Genomic DNA, 23,470 nt, shown 5'->3' with positions numbered 1-23,470 from the left:
CTTATAAAATTACTTATCTAACTTAGAATAAACAACTTCAAGCTTTGGAGCTTTATCTGCAGCAGTATCATTTAAAAGAACTGCTCCTTTTACCGAAGATAAACTTGAATCTACAACTACTCCATCATTCACACCTCTTGCTTTTATTCTTAACTCTTTAATATCTACACCTGTTATTGTTTCCCCATCAACACTATAAGACAAAACATCTTTCATAAAATCTGTAACAAAAAATCTTACATAAGGATCTGTTTGATTCTCTACATCATCATATCTTACAATACCATCTACGGCTCCAATACCAAAGAAAGTATAATCATCCAAAGCAACTACATTATCATCTTTATCAATAGCATAAATATAAAAATCAAACAATGTATCATCATTAAAATCATCTAAATATACTTTTATAGTAGCCTGATTCACCAACCATTGCTCCTCCTGATATTTAGTTCTATTCTCTGTTACAAAATCATCAATATTTACAGCCACTTCATAACCTCCTGCTCCTTGCACATACTCTTTATTTGCTTCTGCTGCTTTGTTATGGTCATGATCATACTCACTATAAACCACTCCAGAGAACCCAAAAGACAAAGTATCATTAACTGCTTCAGCCTCTCCATCTTTAGCTTCATAAGCAATCTTAAGTTTTGCAGTAGACAAATTCACCGGAAACACAAAACCATCACCACTTAATGTTTCTACATCAATCTTAAGACCTTTAAAGAAGGTTACAAACTCATCATAACTAGTAGCATCTATATCGTTATACTTCTCTAAGAATTCTGTTTTAAAATCATAATTACCCAAATCTAAAGGAATCTTTATACTTAAAGAAGACTCACTATAACTAGGCTCAATAACCACATTCGTATTTACACCTAAATCGGTTTGAGTACCTAAATTTTCTTTAGAACCGCCATTATTAGTTCCATCTGAATAATAATCTCTAACATCACCACCTACATTAAATCTTTCTAAAAAAGTTGTAAACGTACTTACTTTTAAAGACAACTGAGAATCATTAGAACCTATAAAATTAGCTACTTCATACTCATCTGTAGTATCTGCTTTTAGTGTTAACGCCAATGGCAATTCAACATATGCTTCTACATTAGACAAATCTCCTGCAACCACCTCATCGGTAGTGCTTAAGGCCTGTAGCTGACCTATTAAATTACTCTTTACTACCCCAAACTCAGTAGTTGTATACTGTCCTAAAATATACGAAGACAAAGCATTTGTTTGCACTTTATCTACAGCTACGGTTGACAATACTGGTACCGAATTTAATGTCTCTCTTACAAAACTTTCTTCATCTATTAAACCTGCTGCATCTTCTGGAATTTCGTTAGTACAGCTCATAAAAAAAACCATAGCACCTAAGGCACCTATGGTTTTTGTAACTCCTTTGTTAAAAATTGTCATATAATTTTTTTATTCTACTTCTTGATTTAAAACTTGCTCTGAATAGAATTCTAAATATGCTTCTGCAAAAGTATCTTCTGACTGATAATCTAAGAACGGTTTATCTAAATCGTCTAGATAATCTTCTAAATCATCATGTACAAATCTACTTGCTTTTACAACTGCATCAGAATTATCTATTGCACTTTTCAAGATATTTACAAATGATGACTCTTCTAAAGCAGCCATTTTCTCTTCTGGCAACTCATCGTAACGCATCTTGTCTACCGTTGCTTCATTCAACACCCCTTCAAACGCATTATCGTAAACAGAAGTTACAATCTTGGTGTTTTCAAACAAGGCATCGTCTTTGTAAAACTCTCTTAAATACAATGGCAATAAGCATGCCATCCAACCATGTACATGGATAACATCTGGTGCCCAATTTAATTTTTTTACAGTTTCTACCACTCCCTTTGCAAAGAAAATAGCACGCTCATCATTATCAGAGAACATCTCATCGTTCTCATCCTCAAACATAGCTTTTCTCTTAAAGTACTCCTCATTATCTATAAAGTACACCTGCATTCTTTCTTTAGGAATAGAAGCAACTTTTATGATCAACGGCATATCCATATCGTTGATTATTAAATTCATCCCCGAAAGCCTTATTACTTCATGTAACTGATGTCTTCTTTCGTTGATTAAACCAAACCTTGGCATAAAAATTCTTGTTTGCACTCCTTTATGGTGTGCCTTTTTTGCTGCCTCAAAAGACATTTCCGACATTTCTGTAGGAGGAGTATAAGGTGTAACCTCACTAGAAACGTATAAAACTCTCTTATTCTTCATAAATCAGACGGTTATTGAATTTAATTTTGCAAAACTACGAAAAAATACGCAATATATTATCATTTAGTGTTAAGTTTGCCGTTGGATTTATTGCAAGAATAAAAGATGAAAGTATTCTCTGTCAAAGAATTAGCTAACACTTACATTTCTGACCTAAAAAGCAAAGGAACGACCATAGGTCTGGTTCCTACTATGGGTGCATTGCACCAAGGTCACTTATCACTAATACAAAAAGCAAAAGAGGAAAACGATCTTGTTGCTGTTAGTATTTTTGTAAACCCTACACAGTTTAACAACCCTAAAGATTTAGAAAAATACCCTAGAACCTTAGAGGATGATATGGAAAAACTACGTAGTGTTGACTGTGATATTCTCTTTTGCCCCGAAGTTAAAGACATGTACAAAGCCAACGAAACTGCTGAAAAGTTTGATTTTGGTGGCTTGGATAATGAAATGGAAGGTAAATTTAGAGACGATCACTTTAACGGAGTAGGAACGATCGTAAAAAAACTGTTTGAAACACTTATACCTAATAAAGCGTATTTTGGAGAAAAAGACTTTCAACAACTACAAATTATTAGAAAACTCGTCTCTATTACACAGCAACCAGTAACTATTGTTGGCTGTCCTATTCACAGAGAAAAAGATGGTTTGGCAATGAGTTCTAGAAACGCAAGACTAACAAAAGAACACAGAGATTCTTCTCCTTTTATATATAAAACGCTTAGCAAAGCAAAAGAAATGGTCGCTACCTATACTCCACAACAAATTGAAAAGTGGGTTGTTGAGAAATTTAACAATCATGACAATTTAGTTTTAGAATACTTTTCTATTGCCAAAGAAGAAGACTTAAAACCTGCCAAAAATTTTGAGAACGCTCACAAATACAGGGCTTTTATCGCCGTTTTTGCTGGTGAGATAAGATTAATAGACAACCTAAAGTTCTAATTAATTAAAAAAGTTTTAGTTACAAATCGGATTTAAATAATTAATTTTGCACCATGCAAATTGAAGTAGTAAAATCTAAAATACACAGGGTAAAAGTTACAGGTGCCGACTTAAACTATATTGGTAGTATTACTATCGATAAAGCTTTAATGGATGCTGCTAACATGATTGAAGGTGAGAAAGTGTCTATTGTTAACATTAACAATGGGGAACGTTTAGATACTTATATTATACCAGGAGAGAAAGATAGCGGAGAAATTACTCTAAATGGTCCTGCTGCCAGACGAGTAGCCCCTGGGGACATTATTATCATAATTTCTTATGGTCTAATGGACTTTGAAGAAGCTAAAAGCTTTAGTCCAGCTATTATTTTCCCTAACGAAGAAACCAATAAATTGAATTAATTGAAAGAAGGTGCAAAAAAAAGGTTAAAAACCGTTTTGCCCATTCTTTTGGGATTATTTCTTGTTTGGTACTCTCTATCTAAATTTACTGATAAAGAAATTTCCGAAGTTAAATTCGCCTTAATTAACGCAAATTATTGGTGGATTTCACTTTCTGTTTTTATTGGTTTTTTAAGCCATTTATCTAGAGCCTATCGTTGGAAATTTACACTCGATCCTTTAGGATACAAACCCAAACTCTACAATCGATTTTTTGCTGTTGCTGTAGGATACTTAGTTAATTTAGGAATACCTAGAGCTGGAGAATTCGTAAGAGCAACTACTGTAAATCAATACGAAAACATACCTTTTGACAAGGCTTTTGGTACCATTGTAGCAGAACGTTTGGCTGACATGATTGTATACCTTTTTATTATCTTTTTAGCTCTAATTGCACAGTACGACATTATTTTTGAATTATTACAAAGTAAGATTCCATCAAATCCTACTTTGTTAATATCTATAGGAATAGGAGTTGTGATTACTGCCTTTCTATTGTTCAAAGCAATTCAAAAATCTAGAAATGCTTTTTTTGTAAAACTACGAGATTTTATTTCTGGTTTAAAAGAAGGATTTATTTCCATTTTTACCATGCAAAAAAAATGGGCATTTATAGGACACACCCTGTTTATATGGATCTCTTATGTACTTATGCTTTATGTAGTTACTTTTGCTTTTCCAGAAACAAAAGAATTAAACTTTAACGCTATACTTATCTGCTTTGTAGCCGGAACCTTTAGTTACGCGACTACCAATGGAGGAATAGGAAGCTATCCATATGTAATGCAGAAAACACTCCTATTATACGCCATTCCAGAAACCATTGGTGCTAGTTTTGGATGGGTTATGTGGTCTGCTCAAACTTTGCTAATGATTGTTTTAGGAGGTTTGTCTTTCTTATTACTTCCAATTTTTAATAAGAGCAAATAGACTGCATAGTTTCTGTTTTTCTTTGTATTTTCAAACTTCAATAAAAATACAATGGCTAAAACCAAAACAACTTTTTTTTGTCAGAATTGTGGAACCCAACACGCAAAATGGTTAGGGCAATGTGGAACTTGTAAAGAATGGAATACCATTGTAGAAGAAGTAATTTCTAAAGAAGAAAAAGCAGATTGGAAAATAGACAAAGCCCCAAGGAAAGCAAACACCCCTCTTAAAGTAAAAGACATAGAGATTCAAGACGAAAAGCGTTACAATGCAATTAGTAATGAATTAAATAACGTCTTAGGAGGAGGTATTGTTCCCGGTTCTGTAATTCTTTTAGGTGGTGAACCCGGTATTGGAAAATCTACACTAATGCTGCAAGTGGCATTAAGCATGAAACATAAAGTTTTGTATGTTTCTGGAGAAGAAAGTCAAACACAAATTAAATTAAGAGCAGAGCGTGTACAAAATCTTAATGAAGATTGTTTGATTTTAACAGAAACCAACACACAAAAAATATTCAAAGCAATACACAACGATGCTCCAGAAATTTTGGTTATTGATTCTATTCAGACCCTACATACAGATTATGTAGAAAGTTCTGCTGGTTCAGTTTCTCAAATAAAAGAAACTACTACGGAACTAATAAAGTTTGCCAAAGAAACTGGAACCCCTGTTTTGGTTATTGGACATATTAACAAAGAAGGAAGTATTGCTGGACCTAAAATGCTAGAACACATGGTAGATGTAGTTTTGCAGTTTGAAGGAGATCGTAATCATACCTACCGAATTTTAAGAGCCTTAAAAAATCGTTTTGGTTCTACCCAAGAATTAGGAATTTTTGAAATGCGTAGTGGTGGTTTACGAGAAGTAAAAAACCCTTCTGAAATTCTAATTTCTAAAAAAGAAGGAGATTTAAGTGGAACAGCCATAGCAGCCACTCTAGAAGGTATGCGACCTTTAATGATAGAGGTACAAGCTCTAGTTAGCACTGCCGTTTATGGAACACCTCAACGTTCTGCCACAGGTTATAATTTAAAACGCTTAAATATGCTCCTAGCTGTTTTAGAAAAAAGAGCCGGTTTTCGACTGGGTGCCAAAGACGTTTTCTTAAACATTACTGGTGGAATTCAGGTAGACGACCCAGCTATTGACTTAGCAGTTGTTGTTGCTGTACTTTCTAGCAACGAAGACGAACCCGTACCACAGAACTATGCTTTTGCTGCGGAAGTAGGTTTGGCTGGAGAAATTAGACCCGTTAACCGTGTGGAACAACGTATTGCAGAAGCAGAAAAATTAGGTTTTGATAAAATATTTATTTCAAAATTTTGCAAAGTAAGCCAACAAGGGAATGATATTGAGATTGTTAAAATTGCTACAGTGGAAGATTTAGTAGGGCTGTTATTTTAGAAAATTTATTCCTATTTTTCTAAAAACTAACTTTCCTCATGAAACCTACACAAATACTAGCATTCGCCTTAGTTTTATTTTTAAACTATACTAAAACTAGCGCTCAAAACTTAGAAAATTGCTCTTGGCAAACTATCGAAACTAAAAACAAGCCCATTCCAAGGCACGAAGCTGCTTTTATAGAAGCCAATGGTAAATTCTATTTGTGTGGAGGTAGAAGAATTCAGAATGTTTCTATTTTTAACCCTAAAAAAAATACTTGGACCAAAGGACAAAAACCTCCTATTGAGCTACACCATTTTGAAGGAGTTTCATATAAAAAAAACATCTATGTGGTAGGTGCGTTTACAGGAAGATATCCTCACGAAAAACCTGTACCAAACGCTTATATATACAACACCAAAAAAGACAAATGGGTTCAAAGTTTTGAAATCCCAAAAGATAGACAACGTGGTTCTGCCATGGTAAAAATTTACAACAAAAAACTATATATGATTTGTGGAATTATAGACGGTCACTGGGACGGACATGTAAACTGGTTTGACGTTTATGATTTTAAAACCAAAAAATGGTCTAAACTACCCGATGCTCCAAGAGCAAGAGATCATGCAGCTTCAGTAATTATTGATGATAAATTGTATTTAATTGGAGGACGTAAAAGTTCTGGAGTTATTAAAAAAGTATTTCATTTAACAGTTCCCGAAGTAGATGTTTTTGATTTTAAAACGCAAAAATGGTCTACCCTAAAAAAAACTGTTCCAACGCAACGTGCAGGCTGTATGGCTTTGGCCTACGGAAACAAAATCATTTTTGCAGGTGGTGAAAGTGTTTCTCAAAAACTAGCACACAATCAAATAGAATGTTTTGATACAAAAACTCAGAAATGGTCTACTTTACAGCCTTTAAACAGAGGTAGACACGGATCGCAATTAATTTTATACAAGGACAAAATTTATACTGCTTCTGGTAGTGGAAACAGAGGAGGTAGTCCCGAATTAAAAACCATTGAGGTTTTTGAATGTAAATAAAGATGGAAGAATTCAATCTACACAATAAACAATTTGTATTGCTACAAAACTCAAATACTGGTGAAGTAAATAGCGATACTATTTTTAAATATCAACAAAAAGGGAATTTAGTAACCGCTGACTATGTTGGCGGAACCATTACTTATGGAAAAATAATTGCGCATTTAGAAGGAAATCAATTACAAATGCTCTACCAGTGTTACACTAATACAAATGAGCTAAAAGCAGGACAAGCAGTAGCAATTATTTCTAAAACAGCAGACGAGAAATTACAATTGAATTTGAATTGGGAATGGCTAAATGGCACCAAAGAAAAGGGGGAATCTTGTTATATAGAGGTCTAATCTATATAACAAGATTGCATCTAAAATGAAAGACATAAACAGTATTTTTAAAAAAGCTCAAGACGATTTATTTCCAGAATTAGAAGCTAAAATAAGAGCTGAACTAGAAACCAAAGACAAAAACTGGTTGATCGATCAAATTATTTTACTGACCTGTGAACGTCATAGCTTGCATGAACAACATGAAAATTTACAAGCTGCTAAAAAGTTCATTCGCAGCATAAAGGAAAGGAACTATACCTACAAGTACATTCAAAACTTCGTTACAAAATACAAAGGAATAAAAAGGGAAGATTTGGAGGAATCTAATATCCTAATTAATGCTCCACATATGGGATTAGATGTTTTAGAAAGTAAACATTTGTCTTTACAAGGACAAACTATTTTACAAGAAACCAAAGAAATACTCTACGTTCTTTTGTATGATGACATAAATATCAACACGATATTTACAAGAGAAAAGGAAGAAATCTTAATCATGACCATTCCTACTGAAAAATTGGATGCTTTATCTTTCTTAAAAGCAACTACTGAAATAAAATGTGAAGGTATTTGGAAAGACCCCGAAGGAATTTCTAACGACGAACATGCGAACAACACAGAGTTACATGTTGAATTTGGAGACTATATAGACCAGCGCATTTCGGAAGCCCTTTTTGTAGTCTTAAACCTGTTGAATTTGTTATTAATTAACGAGCAGATTTTCTACGTAAGAACAACAAATGTAATGCGTAGCTCCCTTTAAGTAAACCTCTAATATCTTTTTGTTACACATAAAATTCACTAAAAACTTGCGTAACCAATCGGTTTCTTATAAATTAGTAACCGATTAGTTACATAAATTATGAGAAGAGATGTTTTTCAAGCAATAGCAGACCCCATTAGGAGAGAAATCATTCAAATCCTATCTGAAAACGAACTGACTGTAAATCAAATTGCAGAACAATTTGACGTTAGCAGACCTGCAATTTCCAAACATTTAAAAATTTTACATGAGTGTGGAATCATTACTTATAACCCAATAGGTAGGGAACGTTTGTGTATTATTCAACCACAAAAATTAGTTCCTGCATTTTTATGGATAAAACAATACAACAAACTTTGGGAAGATAGAATTGATTCCTTTGAAAATTACATTAACGAACTACAATTAAAAAACAATAAAAATGAGTGATTTAGCAAACAGAACATTAACAATAGAAAAAACATTTAATGCTCCTTTACAATTGGTATGGGATGCTTGGACACAATCCGAACAGATTGTAAAATGGTGGGCTCCTAACGGAATGGATCTTAACGTTATAGAACATAATTTTAAAGTAGGTGGAACATGGAAATATAGTATGTTAATGCCCGATGGAAACCCTTTTATTTCCGAAGGAACCTACAAAGAAATTATACCACTAGAGAAAATAATCACCTCAGCAGATTTTAAACCGATGACTCAGAATGTAGAACTACAAGTATATTTTGAAGCGGATGGTAGCAAGACCAAATTCAAATTCTCTGTAATTCACGAAACAGAAGATTACTGCAAACAACAAGAAGAAATGGGGTTCTATAACGGTTGGGGCTCTGCTTTTGATAGACTTAAAACGACAGTAGAAGGTTAAAAATTAATAACCTCTTATCATTCATACTCATAGTCGATATTTATTCATAAACGATTAAAAATCTTTTATCTGACTAGGCAAATAGCCTAAAACTCTTTTAAAAGCTACCGCAAAATGTTGTGGATTTTTATAGCCTACTTCGCTAGATGCTTGGGCTATAGAAATTCCTTCTTTTTGTATCAATTCTTTGGCCTTTTCTACTCTTTGTAAAGTAATATACTTAAACACTGTAGTTCCAAAGTATTCTTTAAAATGCTGTTTAAACTTAGAAGTGTTAAAACCTGCTAATAATGATAATTCTGCAATTGTCAATTCAGAACTCAAATGCTCCTTTATATGTTTTTCAACTATTTTTAAACTGTTCGCATCTGCCTCATTTAGATGAATCTCACTACTTTTTTTAAAATTTCTTGTCAAAGAAAACAACAATAACTCGGTTACTTTAGCTTCTAAAAATGCTTTTTTCATAAGACCTTCAAAACTACAATGTATAATATCCTTTACCATCAAACCTATTTGGTTGCTTATCACATTTCCATCTTTATAGAACAAGCAGGGTTTCTTATTCAATTTAGATGTTCTTAATTTTTCTGATTTCCCAGTAAAGCAATACCCCAACGTATTTTGTAAATACGATTCTGTAAAAAATATCTCTAACGAACTTTTATGAAGCCCCTTGTTTTTATAACACGTTCTAGCTACAGGTACATAAAACATATTATACATCCCCTTTGCTATTTCTGTAGAAGTTTGTTGCTCATCAGAAAAATGACACATCACCTTTCCTTTCAATTCAAAATGTAACTTAAATATAGGTTCATCAACCTCAAGCTCTAAAAACTGTTCCCTATCAGATTTATAATCTTGATACAAAATAAAAAGCCTATTTAAATGTATCTCTCTTAAAAACCCATTCATCAAAGAATCATCTATATCCCACTCCTCTTCCTTTATTTTTAAGCTAGTTAAATCCTTATGAAAAACGACTCTTTTCTCGTTCCTCTTAAGAATAGAACTTTTAAAACAAAACTCCATTAATTCCTTTTGCGTTATAATTAATTCTCTTCACGTTATCTAGAACCCTTCTAGACAACATACTTTTGCAAAAGTAATTTTATTTTTATTAAATCTAAATAATATGAGTTCTAAAACTCAATTTCTATTCATTTGCTTATTTGCAACCCTTATTGGACTTGCACAAGAAAGACACCATATTGTTAAAGGGAAGGTAGTAGACACAATGGGAGCACCGTTGTTTGGAGCAACTATTATGGTAGATAACAATAAAAAAGTAACTGTCACTAACGAAAAAGGAATCTATTTTCTGTCTCTAATTGCTAAGGGAGTTCATAAAATAACTGTTACATACATTGGACATAAAAAGCAAGAAAAAGAAATTGTTGTTAACAATAAACAAAGTAGTTGTGACTTTACTTTAAAGGAAAGTTCCGAATTTTTAGACGAAGTTCGTTTGACTGCTACATCTGAAAAAACAAAAATAGAAACCAAAGGTTTTGCTGTAAATGTAGTTGAAACGAAAGAAGCCAGCATTAGAAATATTCAGACCAATGAATTACTTAATACAACTGTTGGTGTAAAAATTCGTCAAAACGGTGGTCTGGGTTCTAATGCCGAGTATTCATTAAATGGGCTTTCCGGAAACTCTGTTCGCATTTTAATTGATGGAATTCCAATTTCCATATACGGTTCTTCTTTTAATTTAAATAGCATTCCTCCTGCTATGATTGAAAACATTGAGGTTTACAAAGGAGTGGTTCCTGGTCATTTAGCCGATGATGCACTCGGTGGTGTTATCAATATCATTTTAAAGAAAGGAGTAAAAAGTAATTTTAATGCTGCTATATCCTATGGTTCTTTCAATACTTTTCAAACCAATATTAACGGCCTGTACCGTATAAAAAAGTCTGGCTTAACCTTAAAAGCTTCTGGATTCCACAACTACTCCGACAACGATTATGAGGTTTGGGGAGGACAAGTAAAACACATTGAAGTAGACGGAAGTCAAACTCCTATAAGAGCTAAAAGGTTCCACGATGCGTACCGTTCTTCTGGAGGAGTTGTATCAATTGGTTTTACCGATGTAAAATGGGCAGATCAGTTTTTTATTGGTCTTACAGGTTCTGACGATTATAAAGAAGTACAACATGGAGCATTTATGACCATATTACCTTATAAAGGTAGATTCTTAGAGTCTGATGCCTTATTGACAAATTTATCTTATCAAAAGAAAAACCTATTTACAAAAGGTCTAGACATTAGCTTTAATGGTTTATACGGAACCCGAAACAGAATAGTAAACGACACAGTAGACCAAGCTTACACCTGGAAAGGAGTTAAAATGCAACGCAACGACTTTGAAAATCCTGGGGAACTAATAGATCATAAATATACTTGGGGATCTCAGCAAGAAGGTGGTCCTACTTTGCTAAACATCCGTAGAAAAGTTGCCTCTATAAGATCAGGGATTTCTTATCAAATCAATTCAAACCACAAAATAATATTGAACCACATGTACAGTGGTTTGGATAGAGAAGATACCGACAAAATGGTTTCTCTTTTAGAAAACACCTTTCAGAAAACTAGTGATTTCTATAAAAACATTTATTCATTGAGTTATGAATTGAATGCCTTTAAACAACGTTTTAAATTGAATCTTTTCGGGAAACACTATCATCAAAAGGTATTGAATACCAAGCCTGTTTTTAACGAGGATAATTCCGAAATAATTCATGAAATTTATAAAAGTAACAACAATTATGATGGTTACGGTTTTGCTGCTTCTTATGCTATTCTGCCTGCTATTACACTGTTAACCTCGGCAGAAAAAGCGGTTCGTTTGCCAAACGAAATAGAAGTTTTTGGAGATGCTGGAGAAAATGTAATAGAAAACTTAAGGGTAAAACCCGAAATCAGCAACAACTACAACGTAGGGGTTCGATTTGGAAAATTTCACCTCAAAAAACATGATCTTACCGTTGCTACCACTCTTTTTTCAAGAAACATTCAAGATTTAATAGGACTGCCTGCCAACGCGGATGAATCTTGGGAAAGTGATGAACGTGTACAGTATTCTAATTTTAATGATAAAACGACTTCTAGAGGAATAGAAACTCAAATTAACTACACCTACAATCATAATTTAGGTTTCAACTTTAACTTATCTCGTTTAAAATTAAAGTATCGAAATAGAGAAGGTATCACTAAAGACATCCCTAACACTCCTTTATTTACCATGAATGGTGCTCTGCGTTACGCTATTAAAAATTGCTTTCAAAAGAACGCTCGTCTTAACTTATTTTACAACGCATACTTTACCGATGAGTTTTTATACATAGACCCACCAGGAACTAATAATGCAGGACTAGATGCTTTTAAAGTTCCCGCTCAATTTGTTCAGGACTTAGGCTGTAGTTATGCTTTCCCAAAACAAAAGTTTGTATTGAGTTTTGATATAAAAAACTTGCTAAACAAAGCTGCTTACGACAATAGATCTGTACAAAAACCTGGAAGGGCTTTTTATATAAAACTAAATTATTCAATCCATAAAATTTAAATCTAATTATATTATGAAACGACCATTTATAAACCTAAAAACATTCGCACTAGCCTTTGGATCTTTGCTATTATCTGTTAGCTGTAACGAGGATGACACCAGCAATGTAGCAGAAGAAAAAAAAGAAGACAATCGATGGATAACTGTTGCTGCTGCCAGAATGGGAACCAATCCCGGAGACGGAAATGGAGGAACTTTAATATACTCTGTTAGTAGTGAAGATGCCGAAGATCCTACCAAAATACTAGAACCTTTTGACAATGGATTTGTAGCACCGTCTAACAGAACTGCAAGACTACAAGCTTCTGAAGATGGTAATACTATGTTTAACATTAGCTATGCGGGAGACACTGGTGGAAACTATACAAAGTATACTGTAAACGGAGGACAAAGCTTTATACCAACGGGTTCTGAAATTAGTATTGCTCCTTATGTGGGTACTGCTCCTAGATGGATTAAATTATTTGATGGAGACAAAACAGGTTGTGCTGTTTATGTGTCTACAGAACACCAAGTAGATGATAACGGAACTCCCGATGATGTTACAGATGACACCTATCTAAGAACAGAAGCTAAAGTTGGTATTGTTCTTTTAGATTTGGTAAATTCTAAAATCTTAAACTTTAAAGAATTAAGTATTGCCTTAGCTACCGAAGAAGAGGCTAAAGGCTATTATTTTGGTAGAGTTGATATGCCTACCCTAAATGCAGCAGGAGACAAATTATACATTGGAGGATGGTTAAGAAAAGTAGTTCCAGAAACTATGGAAAGAGATAGTGATTATGAAATTTTAGGTTCTAAAACCATCGTATTAGACTACCCTACGCTTTTTAATCCAGAAGTAATTACCTCTACTGTTGGACATGGAAACACAAACGGATACCGAAGCATCAACTCTTTCTTAGCAGAAGATGGTTTTGTATATCAAGCTAATCAGGCAGACCCTAATGGTTCACACATCTTAAGAATTGGAAGCAACAATCAATACGACAACTCGTATGTATTTAGTTTAGACAATGCTTTAGGTGTAAACGATGCCTATATTCTTGCCTGGAGATATGCAGGAAATGGTAAAGCAGTTATTGCATACCGTCATGCTGATTCTGAAACAGGTGTAGCCGGTGCACAAGGTTTCTTTGCTTTGGCTGATTTGAATACTAAAACAGCTACTAAGATAGATGCCATTCCTTACGAACCAGATTTCTACTTGTTCCAATACCAAGGTTTTGCTGTAAATGGAACCAAAGTATATGTAACCCAAGCTCCTGTTGGGAAAGATGGAAACATATATGTAATAGATACCGAAACAGGAGAAGTTACCAAAGGTGCACAGTTAAAAAACGTTGCTGGAAGTCACTTTATTGGAACTTTTTAAAAAACACTTAAAACAATAGAGACTGTCCTTTTAAGGAAAGGGCAGCCTTCTTATCTAAAAAACAATCATACTAATGAAAAAAATAATTCTTACTCTTTCTGTAATTCTTGTTTTAATAGCCTGTAATAATAACAGCAAAAGAAAAATGGGCTTTAACTTCGACAAGCTAAAACCAACATTAAATTTATCTACAGAACAAGAAACTCAATTTGATGTAACTGTAGCTAAGTTCCAAAAGCAACGCAAAGAAAGCTTTGCTGCCGCTAAAGAGAACGGGAAAATGGATCGTTCTGCCATGATGAAAAAAATGGGAACTCTAATAGAGAGACAAAACAACGAAATTGCTACTATTTTAAACAAAAAACAATACCAATCGTACCTAGAATTTGTAACCCCTATGATGAGTCGTTTCTCACCAGGCTATTCAAAAACGATCCTCAACCAAATTGTTACTGAATTAGCCTTGGATGCAACACAAGCTAAAACTTTAACGGCTATTAACAATGCTTTTGAGAAATCTTATATAGAGGCACATGATTACTACCACGGAAATAACGAAGCAGCTAAGGAATATTGGAATAAGTACGATGAACAACGAAAAAAAGCAATTCAGGCTTTAGTTCACAAAGAACAATACACTAAATATTTAGCAATTGTATCTAATCATAATTTTAGCGGAGAGCACGGTAAAGGAGATACTTCTAAAAAAGAACACAAACATTAATATCGTTGAGAATTACAAAATCACTTTTACGTAAAAAACGTAGAAAAGAAACCTGGTTTAAATACATTACGTCCCTGCTACATTTGTGGCTGGGGCTTTTGTCCTCTGTGGTAGTTTTTACAGTTTGTATCACAGGTAGTATCTATACATTCAAAAATCAAATTATTGATGCAATCAACTACAAAAAGGTCTATGTAAAACCTTTGGACAAACACCCGCTTAGTTTAGACTCCATTCAAGCTATTTTTAAAGAGAAGAATTTGGCAATTCTACAAATTACAATTCCCAATGCTCCCAATAAAAGCATCCAAGCTTCTTACAAAAACAACACAGATAACAGTATAGGCTCTTATTATATAAACCCTTATTCTGGAGAAATTTTAGGAAATAGAGATTCCAATGCAGAAAGTTTTTTTAGCACAGTACTAAGTCTTCATAAATCTCTTTTATTAAGTAGTATTGGAAAACAAATTGTAGGTGTAGCTATACTCATATTCGTACTACTACTTATCTCTGGTTTGGTTTTATGGCTTCCAAAAAAACTAAAATGGAAACAGCTAAAAAAAGGGTTGTTAATTAAATGGAACGCTCGTTTTTACAGATTGAATTACGACCTACACAATACACTTGGTTTTTATTTTATTTTAATCCTTTTTCTTATTTCTGTAACAGGACTGTATGTTTCCTATCCTTGGGTTAAAAGTGGACTTATTGTAGCTATGGGTGGAAACCCTATTTTAACCGCAGATGCAGGAAAAGAAGCGAATACAGAAATTGCCAATGACTTTAAGGCACTATTAAAAGAAATGTTAGAAAAAGAAAACGAAAAGACTTCCTTTCAAAATATGGAACCTGTTTCATTAGAGAATATTTACCAACTAGCCAATAAAAAATTGCCCTACAAAGCCATTACCACCATTTCTTTACCTACAGATGAAGAAACTAGATTCGTAATTAAGAAACTCAACCGAGAAAATTGGTTAAAAGCCTTATTACCTGATAAGATTAGCTTTGACAAAGCTGGGGAATTTAAAAAAATAGAACTCTTTAAAGACAAACCTTTAAACAAACAATTTGTAGCAATTTCGTTGCCGCTACACACTGGAGAAATTCTTGGTTTGCCAAGTTTAATTTTTTATTTCTTAGCCTGCCTAGTAGGTACTTCTTTACCTATAACAGGTTTTATTATTTGGTGGAGGAAAACCTCTTAAAAACAAAAAGCTGTTTAGAAATATCTAAACAGCTTTTCAATTCTATCTATAAGACTCAATTAAACCAATGGGAATCTTGTCATATCTTCTGGTTGTTCCACACCAATTAGCTTTAATACCGTTGGAGCAACATCACCTAAAACTCCATCCTTAATTTCTTTGATTTCTTTATCAATTAAAATCATAGGAACTGGGTTAGTTGTGTGTGCTGTGTGAGGAGATCCATCAGGATTCATCATTGTTTCACAGTTACCGTGATCCGCAATTAACAAGGTAGAATATCCGTTTTCTAATCCTGTTTCAATAACAGCCTTAGCACATTCGTCTACAGCTTCACAAGCTTTAATAGCAGCATCTAACATTCCTGTATGCCCTACCATATCTCCATTTGCAAAGTTTAAACAAACAAAATCCGCTTCTCCTTTTTTCAAGTCTTCACACAAAGCATCCTTCAATTCGTACGCACTCATTTCTGGTTGTAAATCGTACGTAGCTACTTTTGGTGAATTTCTTAAAATACGAGACTCTCCTTCAAACGGCTCTTCTTGACCTCCTGAGAAGAAGAAAGTAACGTGAGGATACTTTTCTGTTTCCGCAATACGGATTTGTTTTTTACCTGCATTGGATAAAACTTCTCCGATGGTATTTTTAATATTATCGTTGTTATAAATTACATTGATTCCTTTAAAAGTTTCATCGTATAAAGTAATCGTAGTAAAGTACAAGTCTAACTTCTTAGTGTCTTGCTCTGGGAAATCGTTTTGAGACAACATATTTGTTAACTCTCTACCTCTATCCGTTCTATAGTTAAAGAAGATTACAGCATCTCCTTCTTCAATTTTTGCTTTAGGATTTCCGTCAGCATCTGCCATAATTACTGGCTTAATAAACTCATCAGTAACACCTGCTTCGTAGTTTTCTTTTAACGTAGCTACTGCATCTGTAGACAACGTTCCTTCTGCTTTTACTACTGCATCGTAAGCCAACTCAACACGCTCCCAACGGTTATCTCTATCCATTGCATAGTAACGTCCTGTCATAGAAGCTAACTCTCCTGTAGTAGCTGCCATGTATTCTTGAATCTCGTTAATAAAGTACGCTCCAGATTTAGGATCTGTATCTCTACCATCTGTAAATGCGTGTAAGTATAAATCTTCTACTTCGTTTTCCTTAGCCACATCTAACAATCCTTTAATATGATCTATGTGCGCATGGATTCCTCCGTTAGAAACCAACCCTAATAAGTGAACTTTTTTATTGTTTTCTTTAGCGTACTTGTAAGTATCTACCAATACTTTTTCTTGTCCTAAAGTTTTATCTCTAACCGCCATGTTAATCTTAGTTAGGTTTTGGTATACAATTCTACCAGCCCCTAAGTTCATGTGCCCTACTTCAGAATTCCCCATTTGTCCATCTGGCAGTCCTACAAACTCACCATCTGTACGCAAACTTGCGTTAGGATACTTATCGTATAAAGAGTCTATGTAAGAAGTGTTTGCATTGTATACTGCAGATACTTTTGGATCTTGAGTAATTCCCCATCCGTCAAGAATCATTAAGATTACTTTTTTGTTCATTTTAGTCGAGTTTAAATTCTACACAACAAATATAAACAGAACAACTAATACTAGTAGGTTAAATGATTATTAAACATAGAAAACCTTTTCGGTGGCTCAGCCACTTTTTTATTAACCCTGCTTAGAAAAAAATATAAACACACAAATCATAATAAAAAATAGCGATTTAATACAAATCCTATACAGACTACTACTAAATCGCTATAATACAAATACATGCTTTAAAATGTATTTATTCCTTCATAAGTTTAAATTTTATTCCATTTTCCAATTTTAATACATAGATACCAGAACTTAAATTTTGAATATCAATTTCTTTATTATTATGAATAATTCCCTTTTTTACTTCTTGTCCCATAAAATTATATATACTAAATCCTTGGGATTTGGTTAATCCTGAGACTTTAAAATAACCTTGTTCAGTCTGTAACTTCACATTAACCCCAGATTTTTCAATACTTTGTATCCCTAAAGTAGATGTCGTTTCAATTTTAAAATTATCTACACCTATCTCATCAGCACCATTTTGTTGTAATGCAAATCTAACACGAACATATGTATTACCAGCAGGAACAATTGTAGATGACGTTACCCATCCAGAACTTCCTGGAAAATTTTGAGCATTCGTTAAAATCGATACTGTTTGATCTGGAGAAGACCAATCTGACCCATTATCATACGAAATTTCAAGCGTAACAGTATCTCCAAAATCATAATTGTATAAATGATAATCAAAACTCACTTTAACTTCCTCTCCTCCAATGTTTATCGCATCAAAAGTTAAAGTAGAAAAACCCGAAGGATTTGTACTATTATCTGTATCTCCACCCCCAACAAAACTCCCATCTGTAGCGGTTATATTTGGCATAGAACTAGTTATATACCAATCATCATCAGAACCTGTTTGATTTTCGTAAAAAGTAGGAAACGGAACATAAGACCATTCGTTTACATCACTTTCATCAAATCCTTGAGAAACCAATAACGTTTGAGAAAATGTAGAAAAACTAAACAGACAAAAAATAATTATAACTAATGAGCAATTTTTTTTCATATTAATAGGATTATATTTTTAGATAAGTATCAATATTACTAATTATAACTCGATTAAACTACTATTATATCAAATACTTATAACACCAATTTCCTAACTAATATTCTCGTTGTAGTTATAGAGATTTAGTAGAAAAATATAGCAATCGTTTTTATCGAATATCTTCTAATAATAAGATGAGATCATTTTCGGTAAAACGCTTAAAATCTACCTCAGCAGGATGCCCTACATAAGGCACATAAAAGTGATCTTCTGATGTGTTTCGCCAAACCAAAGCGTAAGCAATACTTTTGCTTTTAATCACTTTGTAAAATCTACTTGTCCACCAGTCACTCTTGGACAGTCTATCCATCCCTGTTTCTGTAAACGCATAGAGTTTGTTTTTTTCTCTTGCAATGGCTTCTACAATTTCTAAATTGGTCAACGCTTTTTTTAGGTATTGACCGTTATTAAAGTCATAAACATCAATCCCTAACAAGTCCACGTAATCGTCTCCAGGATAATTTCTTAAATACTCAGCCCTATTAGAAACCTGATTTGGGGAATACACATACAACACATTATGCACGTTCAACTCTTTTGATAAAATAGTAACGGTCTCCCTGTACAACTGCTTAAACTCTTCTGCACTTCTTTTCCCCTCTCCCCAAAAGAAAAAATCCCCATTCATTTCGTGCCATGGTCTAAACAAAACAGGAATCATATTTCCTTCTTTATCTTTTAAGCTTTTAAAGAAATTGGCAATTCTCCCTAAATTTCTAACAAACTTTTCTCTGTAAATCCCTTCTTCTAACATCATACTCACTACTTCTGTAGTATCAAAAGAATCTCCATGAGTTAAAGGGTTAATAGCATGCCAACTAATGGTTATAACACTACCTTTTTCGTACGATGCTATTAGCAACTCTCTTATTAAATCAAACGAATAGGAATTGTAATAATCATAGCCTATTCCTTCTAATTCGTACCCTACTACAGCTGGTTCATCACCAACTACATTTTTAAAATCTACATCGCCTTTAAGACCTGGTGTATTTGGATCTAATCTTTTATGTCTAAATCGATCTCCTAAATTAGCTGTTTGTTGTCCTATTGCTATTCCATTTAGTGTAATTTCTTGTAATTTAGAATACAGCCCTTTTGCTTCTTCACCTATATTAGCATCCGCGTAATTTATATTCTCGGTAATTTCAATAGGAACTCTTTCTTGGTCATAGTTCACCGAATAATTATCATCAGAACTACAAGAAACGATTAGAAGTACAACAATTAGCTGATAGCATTTTAGTTTCACTTTTCTACTTTTTACGGATAAGTCGATAAAAAAATAAAAACTGACGAAATTGAATCTATTTTATTTTTCTATTGCAAAAAACCAATGAAATACACCATTCTTTATAAAGACTTAAAATCTTTTTTGAATTTCATTAAGATTCCCCTAAATTCAAGTCCTGAAAAAATCATCAATTATGAAAATCAAATCGTACAGACAGTACAAGGAAGATTATAAAAATAGCATTCAGAATCCAGAAGTTTTTTGGGCAGAAATCGCCAATCAATTTACATGGAGAAAAAAATGGGATAAAGTTGTATCCTCAGATTTTAACAAACCAGAAGTTAAGTGGTTTTTAGGAGGTAAACTTAATATTACAGAAAACTGTTTAGACAGACACTTAGAAGAAAGAGGAAATAAAACAGCCATTATATGGGAACCCAACAACCCAAAAGAAGAATCTAGACATATTACATATAGTCAACTATACCATAAAGTTTCTGCATTTGCCAATGTGTTAAAAAATAAAGGAATTCAAAAAGGAGACAGAGTATGTCTATACATGCCTATGATTCCAGAACTAGCCATTGCCATGTTAGCTTGTGCAAGAATTGGTGCTGTACACTCTATTGTATTTGCAGGATTCTCTGCATCTGCCTTAGCAAGTAGAATTAATGACTCTGAATGCAAACTATTAATTACTGCCAACGAGGTTTACAGAGGTACCAAACCCATTAACCTAAAAGCTGTTTGCGATGAAGCTTTAAAAAGCACTCCTTGTGTAGAAAATGTAATTGTATACCGTAGAACGGTAGAACCTACAGAAATGCAAGAAGGTAGAGATACTTTCTGGTTTGATGAGTTACAACAAATAAAAGACGACTACTGTCCTGCAGAAGATATGGATGCAGAAGACATGTTGTTTATTTTATACACCTCTGGTTCTACTGGAACTCCAAAAGGAATGGTACACACTTGTGGTGGATATATGGTAGGTAGCACCTATACATTCCAAAATGTTTTCCAAGTAAAAGAGAATGACGTGTATTGGTGTACTGCCGACATTGGTTGGATTACAGGACACTCTTATATTATTTATGGACCCTTAGCTAGCGGAGCTACTACGGTAATGTTCGAAGGTGTTCCATCTTACCCAGACTATGGACGTTTTTGGGAAATTGTAGACAAATTAAAAATCACCCATTTCTACACTGCTCCTACTGCTATTAGAGCTTTAGCAAAACAACCTTTACACTTAGTAGAGAAACATAAACTGGATAGTTTAAAAGTATTAGGATCTGTAGGAGAACCTATAAACGAAGAAGCTTGGCACTGGTATAACGATAATATTGGAAAAGGAACGTGCCCAATTGTAGATACTTGGTGGCAGACTGAAACCGGAGCTATTATGATTTCTGCCATGGCAGGAATTACCCCTTTACGACCAACCTTTGCCACGCAACCTTTACCTGGAGTTAGACCAGTATTGTTAGACACAGAAGGAAAAGAAATTACAGAGTCTCCTGCAGAAGGAAGTTTAGCCATTAAAGGAGCTTGGCCAAGTATGGCAAGAACCATTTACGGAAACCACCAACGCTATAAAGACACCTATTTCTCTGCCTTTCCAGGTCATTATTTTACGGGTGATGGTGCATATCGAGATGCCATGGGGAATTACCGAATTACAGGTCGTATGGACGATGTAATTATTGTTTCGGGTCATAACTTAGGAACGGCACCAATTGAAAATGTAATTAACGAGCATGAGGATATTGTAGAATGTGCCATTGTTGGTTTTCCACATGATATTAAAGGAAATGCTTTATATGCCTACGTAACCAAATACAACGATGTTACTACAGACGAGGATGTACTACGAAAAGAGATCAATGCTCTCATTTCTAAAACAATTGGAGCGATTGCTAAACTGGATAAAATTCAGTTTGTAAGTGGGCTGCCTAAAACACGTTCCGGAAAAATCATGAGACGTATTCTTAGAAAAATCGCATCCAACGATGCTGAAAATTTAGGAGACATCTCAACACTTCTAAACCCTGAAGTGGTAGATGAAATTAAACAGAATGTAATTCTATAAAACAAAAAGCAGATTTTGAAATATTTCAAAATCTGCTTTTTTTAAACCTCTTTTTTATCGTAACAAATTTAACTCCTTTTTTTCTAGAACACAAATGGTTTTTAAAGAACCACAAACTACATAACAACCTATTAAACAAAAACTTAAACTCTAAATTGCCGCATTATTAATCATAAAAAAAACTTATTGTTATGAAATTTGCTGCAACATTTTTTATTTTTTTGTTCACACTACTAGCATGCGAAAAAAACACAACTGCTATTGAATCTACAACTGAAGAACAAAAAACAGGCACTACTAGTACAACAAAAACAATTCTAAAAGTATCCGAACAAACAGGAGGCAACAATTATGAAAAACTCTTAGATGCTGTTAACAAAGCAAACAGCAGCAACGAAATTTTGGTAGATGTTCATATTGACTTTGACAGTAATGCCAAAGCTATAGTAATAGACAAACCTAACACAACTATAAAAGGAGATCTTAGAGATAATTACAAACTAAAATTTACTAGAACAGCTCCACATAAATCAAAAAACCACATTCTTAACTCGTTAATTGTTGTAAAAACGAATAATGTTGTTATAGAAAACCTTCAACTTCTTATTAACGACGGACAAGGATACAGAGCTGCATTTATAGGAAGTATCAATCAAAACGGAAGTATTAACAGCAGAACAACTCTTTATAAAAACATAACGTTTAAGGACTGCGCAATGAAACAAAAATCGATAACCGATACCACAAGAGGTTTATTTTTTGAAGGTAGTTTTGAAAACATTACAATTGATAATTGCTTCTTCAACAATTGGTTTGGCTTGGTTGCTAGGGATTGCCCTATTTTAAGGAATTTTTCGGTGAATGCTAATAAATTCTACAACGGAAGCCATCAAGTATCTTTTGATGGAGCCCTTTTAGATGAGAACGATCCTACATACGGTATTGGAGAATCTTTAATAGAACATAGCAATATTAGTTTTACAAAAAATAAATTTTACTTAACCAAGAGCTTTAACATTGCACTAGCATACACTAAAAATGTACTGATTGATGACAATTATTTTGCTGGAGGAACAGAAACTGGATATTCTCAACCTATACACATAGAAGACAGAAGCAAAAATATAACCATCACCAATAATCAAATAAACAACCCTGCAGATAGTGGAATCCTTGTGTTTTCTACTGGTAAAGTTGGTCATGGGCAAGGAAGAAGTTTTACAGAAGCTGAAAAAAAAGCAAAAGGCTCTGGAAATATTATTATTAAAAATAACGACATCACAACTAGAGACATTGCTGTTACCTCTGCTTATTTAAATGGAACTATAACTTTTGAAGGAAACAACACTATAAACACAGAAGTAACCAAAGCTGTAAATATTGTAAATGTAAATTCTGGTGCTAAAACTATTTTAAAAGACAACAACTCTAGATTTAATGGTTTTAACAGAAACCAAGCCATTGCTAATGGAAATTTTGTATCAACAGCACAAATAGTTAAACAATAAAACAGAATGTAGTATAAAAAGAAAGCAGTGAAGAACCACCATCACTGCTTTACTAGGCACTAAACCATAAAGTGTGTAAGTTCTAAAAACAGGGTTTGAAGATG

Annotated in this window: 21 protein-coding genes; 15 read left to right on the top strand and 6 right to left on the bottom strand. The window is 33.7% G+C overall.

The features are described from left to right. Positions 1 to 9 precede the first annotated feature (9 nt). Together ACXHHC_RS12455 and ACXHHC_RS12450 are read right to left on the bottom strand one after the other, a co-directional pair. Positions 10 to 1,431, bottom strand: a complete 1,422-nt coding sequence (locus ACXHHC_RS12455) for a DUF4270 family protein (protein ID WP_458226705.1) — start codon at positions 1,429 to 1,431, stop codon at positions 10 to 12. A gap of 9 nt (positions 1,432 to 1,440) precedes the next feature. Beyond that, on the bottom strand, positions 1,441 to 2,262 hold the full coding sequence (locus tag ACXHHC_RS12450) for a glycogen/starch synthase (protein WP_458226704.1): 822 nt from the start codon (positions 2,260 to 2,262) through the stop codon (positions 1,441 to 1,443). Positions 2,263 to 2,367: 105 nt separating this feature from the next. On the opposite strand from ACXHHC_RS12450, the gene panC reads away from it, so the two are divergent. The 9 genes from panC to ACXHHC_RS12405 all read left to right on the top strand — a co-directional run bounded on the left by panC (position 2,368) and on the right by ACXHHC_RS12405 (position 8,975). After that, positions 2,368 to 3,210: a pantoate--beta-alanine ligase gene (gene panC, locus ACXHHC_RS12445; RefSeq protein ID WP_458226703.1), complete on the top strand. Its 843-nt coding sequence runs from the start codon at positions 2,368 to 2,370 to the stop codon at positions 3,208 to 3,210. A 53-nt stretch (positions 3,211 to 3,263) separates the two neighbouring features. Continuing rightward, complete coding sequence (gene panD / locus ACXHHC_RS12440) at positions 3,264 to 3,614, top strand: aspartate 1-decarboxylase (RefSeq protein ID WP_458226702.1); 351 nt, start codon at positions 3,264 to 3,266, stop codon at positions 3,612 to 3,614. Next, positions 3,615 to 4,583 carry a lysylphosphatidylglycerol synthase transmembrane domain-containing protein gene (locus ACXHHC_RS12435; RefSeq protein WP_458226701.1) on the top strand — a complete coding sequence of 323 codons (969 nt, stop codon included), beginning with the start codon at positions 3,615 to 3,617 and terminating at the stop codon, positions 4,581 to 4,583. Between the two features lie 51 nt (positions 4,584 to 4,634). Next, complete coding sequence (gene radA, locus ACXHHC_RS12430; RefSeq protein ID WP_458226700.1) at positions 4,635 to 5,990, top strand: DNA repair protein RadA; 1,356 nt, start codon at positions 4,635 to 4,637, stop codon at positions 5,988 to 5,990. A gap of 38 nt (positions 5,991 to 6,028) precedes the next feature. Then, positions 6,029 to 7,018, top strand: a complete 990-nt coding sequence (locus tag ACXHHC_RS12425; RefSeq protein WP_458226699.1) for a Kelch repeat-containing protein — start codon at positions 6,029 to 6,031, stop codon at positions 7,016 to 7,018. A gap of 2 nt (positions 7,019 to 7,020) precedes the next feature. Then, positions 7,021 to 7,362, top strand: coding sequence for a hypothetical protein (locus ACXHHC_RS12420; protein WP_458226698.1), 342 nt, complete (start codon positions 7,021 to 7,023; stop codon positions 7,360 to 7,362). Positions 7,363 to 7,387: 25 nt separating this feature from the next. Continuing rightward, the gene (locus ACXHHC_RS12415; protein WP_458226697.1) at positions 7,388 to 8,107 is read left to right on the top strand and encodes a hypothetical protein; all 720 of its coding nucleotides are present in this window, start codon (positions 7,388 to 7,390) and stop codon (positions 8,105 to 8,107) included. 99 nt (positions 8,108 to 8,206) lie between these two features. Beyond that, positions 8,207 to 8,536 carry an ArsR/SmtB family transcription factor gene (locus tag ACXHHC_RS12410; RefSeq protein WP_458226696.1) on the top strand — a complete coding sequence of 110 codons (330 nt, stop codon included), beginning with the start codon at positions 8,207 to 8,209 and terminating at the stop codon, positions 8,534 to 8,536. Beyond that, the gene (locus tag ACXHHC_RS12405; RefSeq protein WP_458226695.1) at positions 8,529 to 8,975 is read left to right on the top strand and encodes an SRPBCC family protein; all 447 of its coding nucleotides are present in this window, start codon (positions 8,529 to 8,531) and stop codon (positions 8,973 to 8,975) included. The genes ACXHHC_RS12410 and ACXHHC_RS12405 overlap by 8 nt, the downstream gene beginning before the upstream one ends. Positions 8,976 to 9,029: 54 nt before the next feature. Here the strand turns inward: ACXHHC_RS12405 and ACXHHC_RS12400 are convergent, their stop codons facing one another. Beyond that, the gene (locus ACXHHC_RS12400; protein ID WP_458226694.1) at positions 9,030 to 10,010 is read right to left on the bottom strand and encodes a helix-turn-helix domain-containing protein; all 981 of its coding nucleotides are present in this window, start codon (positions 10,008 to 10,010) and stop codon (positions 9,030 to 9,032) included. A 103-nt stretch (positions 10,011 to 10,113) separates the two neighbouring features. Between ACXHHC_RS12400 and ACXHHC_RS12395 the strand changes: the two genes are divergently transcribed. The 4 genes from ACXHHC_RS12395 to ACXHHC_RS12380 all read left to right on the top strand — a co-directional run bounded on the left by ACXHHC_RS12395 (position 10,114) and on the right by ACXHHC_RS12380 (position 15,859). Continuing rightward, positions 10,114 to 12,549 (top strand): TonB-dependent receptor, encoded by a 2,436-nt coding sequence (locus ACXHHC_RS12395; protein WP_458226693.1) that lies wholly within the window; start codon positions 10,114 to 10,116, stop codon positions 12,547 to 12,549. 13 nt (positions 12,550 to 12,562) lie between these two features. Continuing rightward, complete coding sequence (locus tag ACXHHC_RS12390; protein WP_458226692.1) at positions 12,563 to 13,924, top strand: hypothetical protein; 1,362 nt, start codon at positions 12,563 to 12,565, stop codon at positions 13,922 to 13,924. Between the two features lie 73 nt (positions 13,925 to 13,997). Beyond that, positions 13,998 to 14,648: a hypothetical protein gene (locus tag ACXHHC_RS12385; protein WP_458226691.1), complete on the top strand. Its 651-nt coding sequence runs from the start codon at positions 13,998 to 14,000 to the stop codon at positions 14,646 to 14,648. Between the two features lie 5 nt (positions 14,649 to 14,653). Next, positions 14,654 to 15,859 (top strand): PepSY-associated TM helix domain-containing protein, encoded by a 1,206-nt coding sequence (locus tag ACXHHC_RS12380; protein WP_458226690.1) that lies wholly within the window; start codon positions 14,654 to 14,656, stop codon positions 15,857 to 15,859. A gap of 59 nt (positions 15,860 to 15,918) precedes the next feature. Here the strand turns inward: ACXHHC_RS12380 and gpmI are convergent, their stop codons facing one another. The 3 genes from gpmI to ACXHHC_RS12365 form a co-directional block, all read right to left on the bottom strand. After that, the gene (gene gpmI / locus ACXHHC_RS12375) at positions 15,919 to 17,436 is read right to left on the bottom strand and encodes a 2,3-bisphosphoglycerate-independent phosphoglycerate mutase (protein WP_458226689.1); all 1,518 of its coding nucleotides are present in this window, start codon (positions 17,434 to 17,436) and stop codon (positions 15,919 to 15,921) included. A 232-nt stretch (positions 17,437 to 17,668) separates the two neighbouring features. Further along, on the bottom strand, positions 17,669 to 18,490 hold the full coding sequence (locus tag ACXHHC_RS12370; protein WP_458226688.1) for a T9SS type A sorting domain-containing protein: 822 nt from the start codon (positions 18,488 to 18,490) through the stop codon (positions 17,669 to 17,671). 151 nt (positions 18,491 to 18,641) lie between these two features. Further along, the gene (locus ACXHHC_RS12365) at positions 18,642 to 19,784 is read right to left on the bottom strand and encodes a glycoside hydrolase family 26 protein (RefSeq protein ID WP_458226687.1); all 1,143 of its coding nucleotides are present in this window, start codon (positions 19,782 to 19,784) and stop codon (positions 18,642 to 18,644) included. 175 nt (positions 19,785 to 19,959) lie between these two features. Between ACXHHC_RS12365 and acs the strand changes: the two genes are divergently transcribed. Beyond that, on the top strand, positions 19,960 to 21,858 hold the full coding sequence (gene acs / locus ACXHHC_RS12360; RefSeq protein ID WP_458226686.1) for an acetate--CoA ligase: 1,899 nt from the start codon (positions 19,960 to 19,962) through the stop codon (positions 21,856 to 21,858). Between the two features lie 191 nt (positions 21,859 to 22,049). Continuing rightward, positions 22,050 to 23,366: a right-handed parallel beta-helix repeat-containing protein gene (locus tag ACXHHC_RS12355; protein ID WP_458226685.1), complete on the top strand. Its 1,317-nt coding sequence runs from the start codon at positions 22,050 to 22,052 to the stop codon at positions 23,364 to 23,366. Positions 23,367 to 23,470 lie beyond the last annotated feature (104 nt).

The sequence above is a fragment of the Wenyingzhuangia sp. IMCC45574 genome (assembly GCF_054182685.1).
The sequence above is the reverse complement of the archived record's forward strand: the minus strand, read 5'-3'. Positions and strand labels throughout refer to the sequence as shown.

Excerpts from the sequence above, each read along its gene's own strand:
- radA (WP_458226700.1), top strand. The coding sequence starts at position 4,635 with ATGGCTAAAACCAAAACAACTTTTTTTTGTCAGAATTGTGGAACCCAA.
- panD (WP_458226702.1), top strand. The coding sequence starts at position 3,264 with ATGCAAATTGAAGTAGTAAAATCTAAAATACACAGGGTAAAAGTTACA.
- ACXHHC_RS12405 (WP_458226695.1), top strand. The coding sequence starts at position 8,529 with ATGAGTGATTTAGCAAACAGAACATTAACAATAGAAAAAACATTTAAT.
- ACXHHC_RS12420 (WP_458226698.1), top strand. The coding sequence starts at position 7,021 with ATGGAAGAATTCAATCTACACAATAAACAATTTGTATTGCTACAAAAC.
- ACXHHC_RS12390 (WP_458226692.1), top strand. The coding sequence starts at position 12,563 with ATGAAACGACCATTTATAAACCTAAAAACATTCGCACTAGCCTTTGGA.
- gpmI (WP_458226689.1), bottom strand. The coding sequence starts at position 17,436 with ATGAACAAAAAAGTAATCTTAATGATTCTTGACGGATGGGGAATTACT.
- ACXHHC_RS12410 (WP_458226696.1), top strand. The coding sequence starts at position 8,207 with ATGAGAAGAGATGTTTTTCAAGCAATAGCAGACCCCATTAGGAGAGAA.
- ACXHHC_RS12395 (WP_458226693.1), top strand. The coding sequence starts at position 10,114 with ATGAGTTCTAAAACTCAATTTCTATTCATTTGCTTATTTGCAACCCTT.
- ACXHHC_RS12385 (WP_458226691.1), top strand. The coding sequence starts at position 13,998 with ATGAAAAAAATAATTCTTACTCTTTCTGTAATTCTTGTTTTAATAGCC.
- ACXHHC_RS12355 (WP_458226685.1), top strand. The coding sequence starts at position 22,050 with ATGAAATTTGCTGCAACATTTTTTATTTTTTTGTTCACACTACTAGCA.
- ACXHHC_RS12370 (WP_458226688.1), bottom strand. The coding sequence starts at position 18,490 with ATGAAAAAAAATTGCTCATTAGTTATAATTATTTTTTGTCTGTTTAGT.
- ACXHHC_RS12400 (WP_458226694.1), bottom strand. The coding sequence starts at position 10,010 with ATGGAGTTTTGTTTTAAAAGTTCTATTCTTAAGAGGAACGAGAAAAGA.
- panC (WP_458226703.1), top strand. The coding sequence starts at position 2,368 with ATGAAAGTATTCTCTGTCAAAGAATTAGCTAACACTTACATTTCTGAC.
- ACXHHC_RS12455 (WP_458226705.1), bottom strand. The coding sequence starts at position 1,431 with ATGACAATTTTTAACAAAGGAGTTACAAAAACCATAGGTGCCTTAGGT.
- ACXHHC_RS12450 (WP_458226704.1), bottom strand. The coding sequence starts at position 2,262 with ATGAAGAATAAGAGAGTTTTATACGTTTCTAGTGAGGTTACACCTTAT.
- ACXHHC_RS12415 (WP_458226697.1), top strand. The coding sequence starts at position 7,388 with ATGAAAGACATAAACAGTATTTTTAAAAAAGCTCAAGACGATTTATTT.
- ACXHHC_RS12425 (WP_458226699.1), top strand. The coding sequence starts at position 6,029 with ATGAAACCTACACAAATACTAGCATTCGCCTTAGTTTTATTTTTAAAC.
- acs (WP_458226686.1), top strand. The coding sequence starts at position 19,960 with ATGAAAATCAAATCGTACAGACAGTACAAGGAAGATTATAAAAATAGC.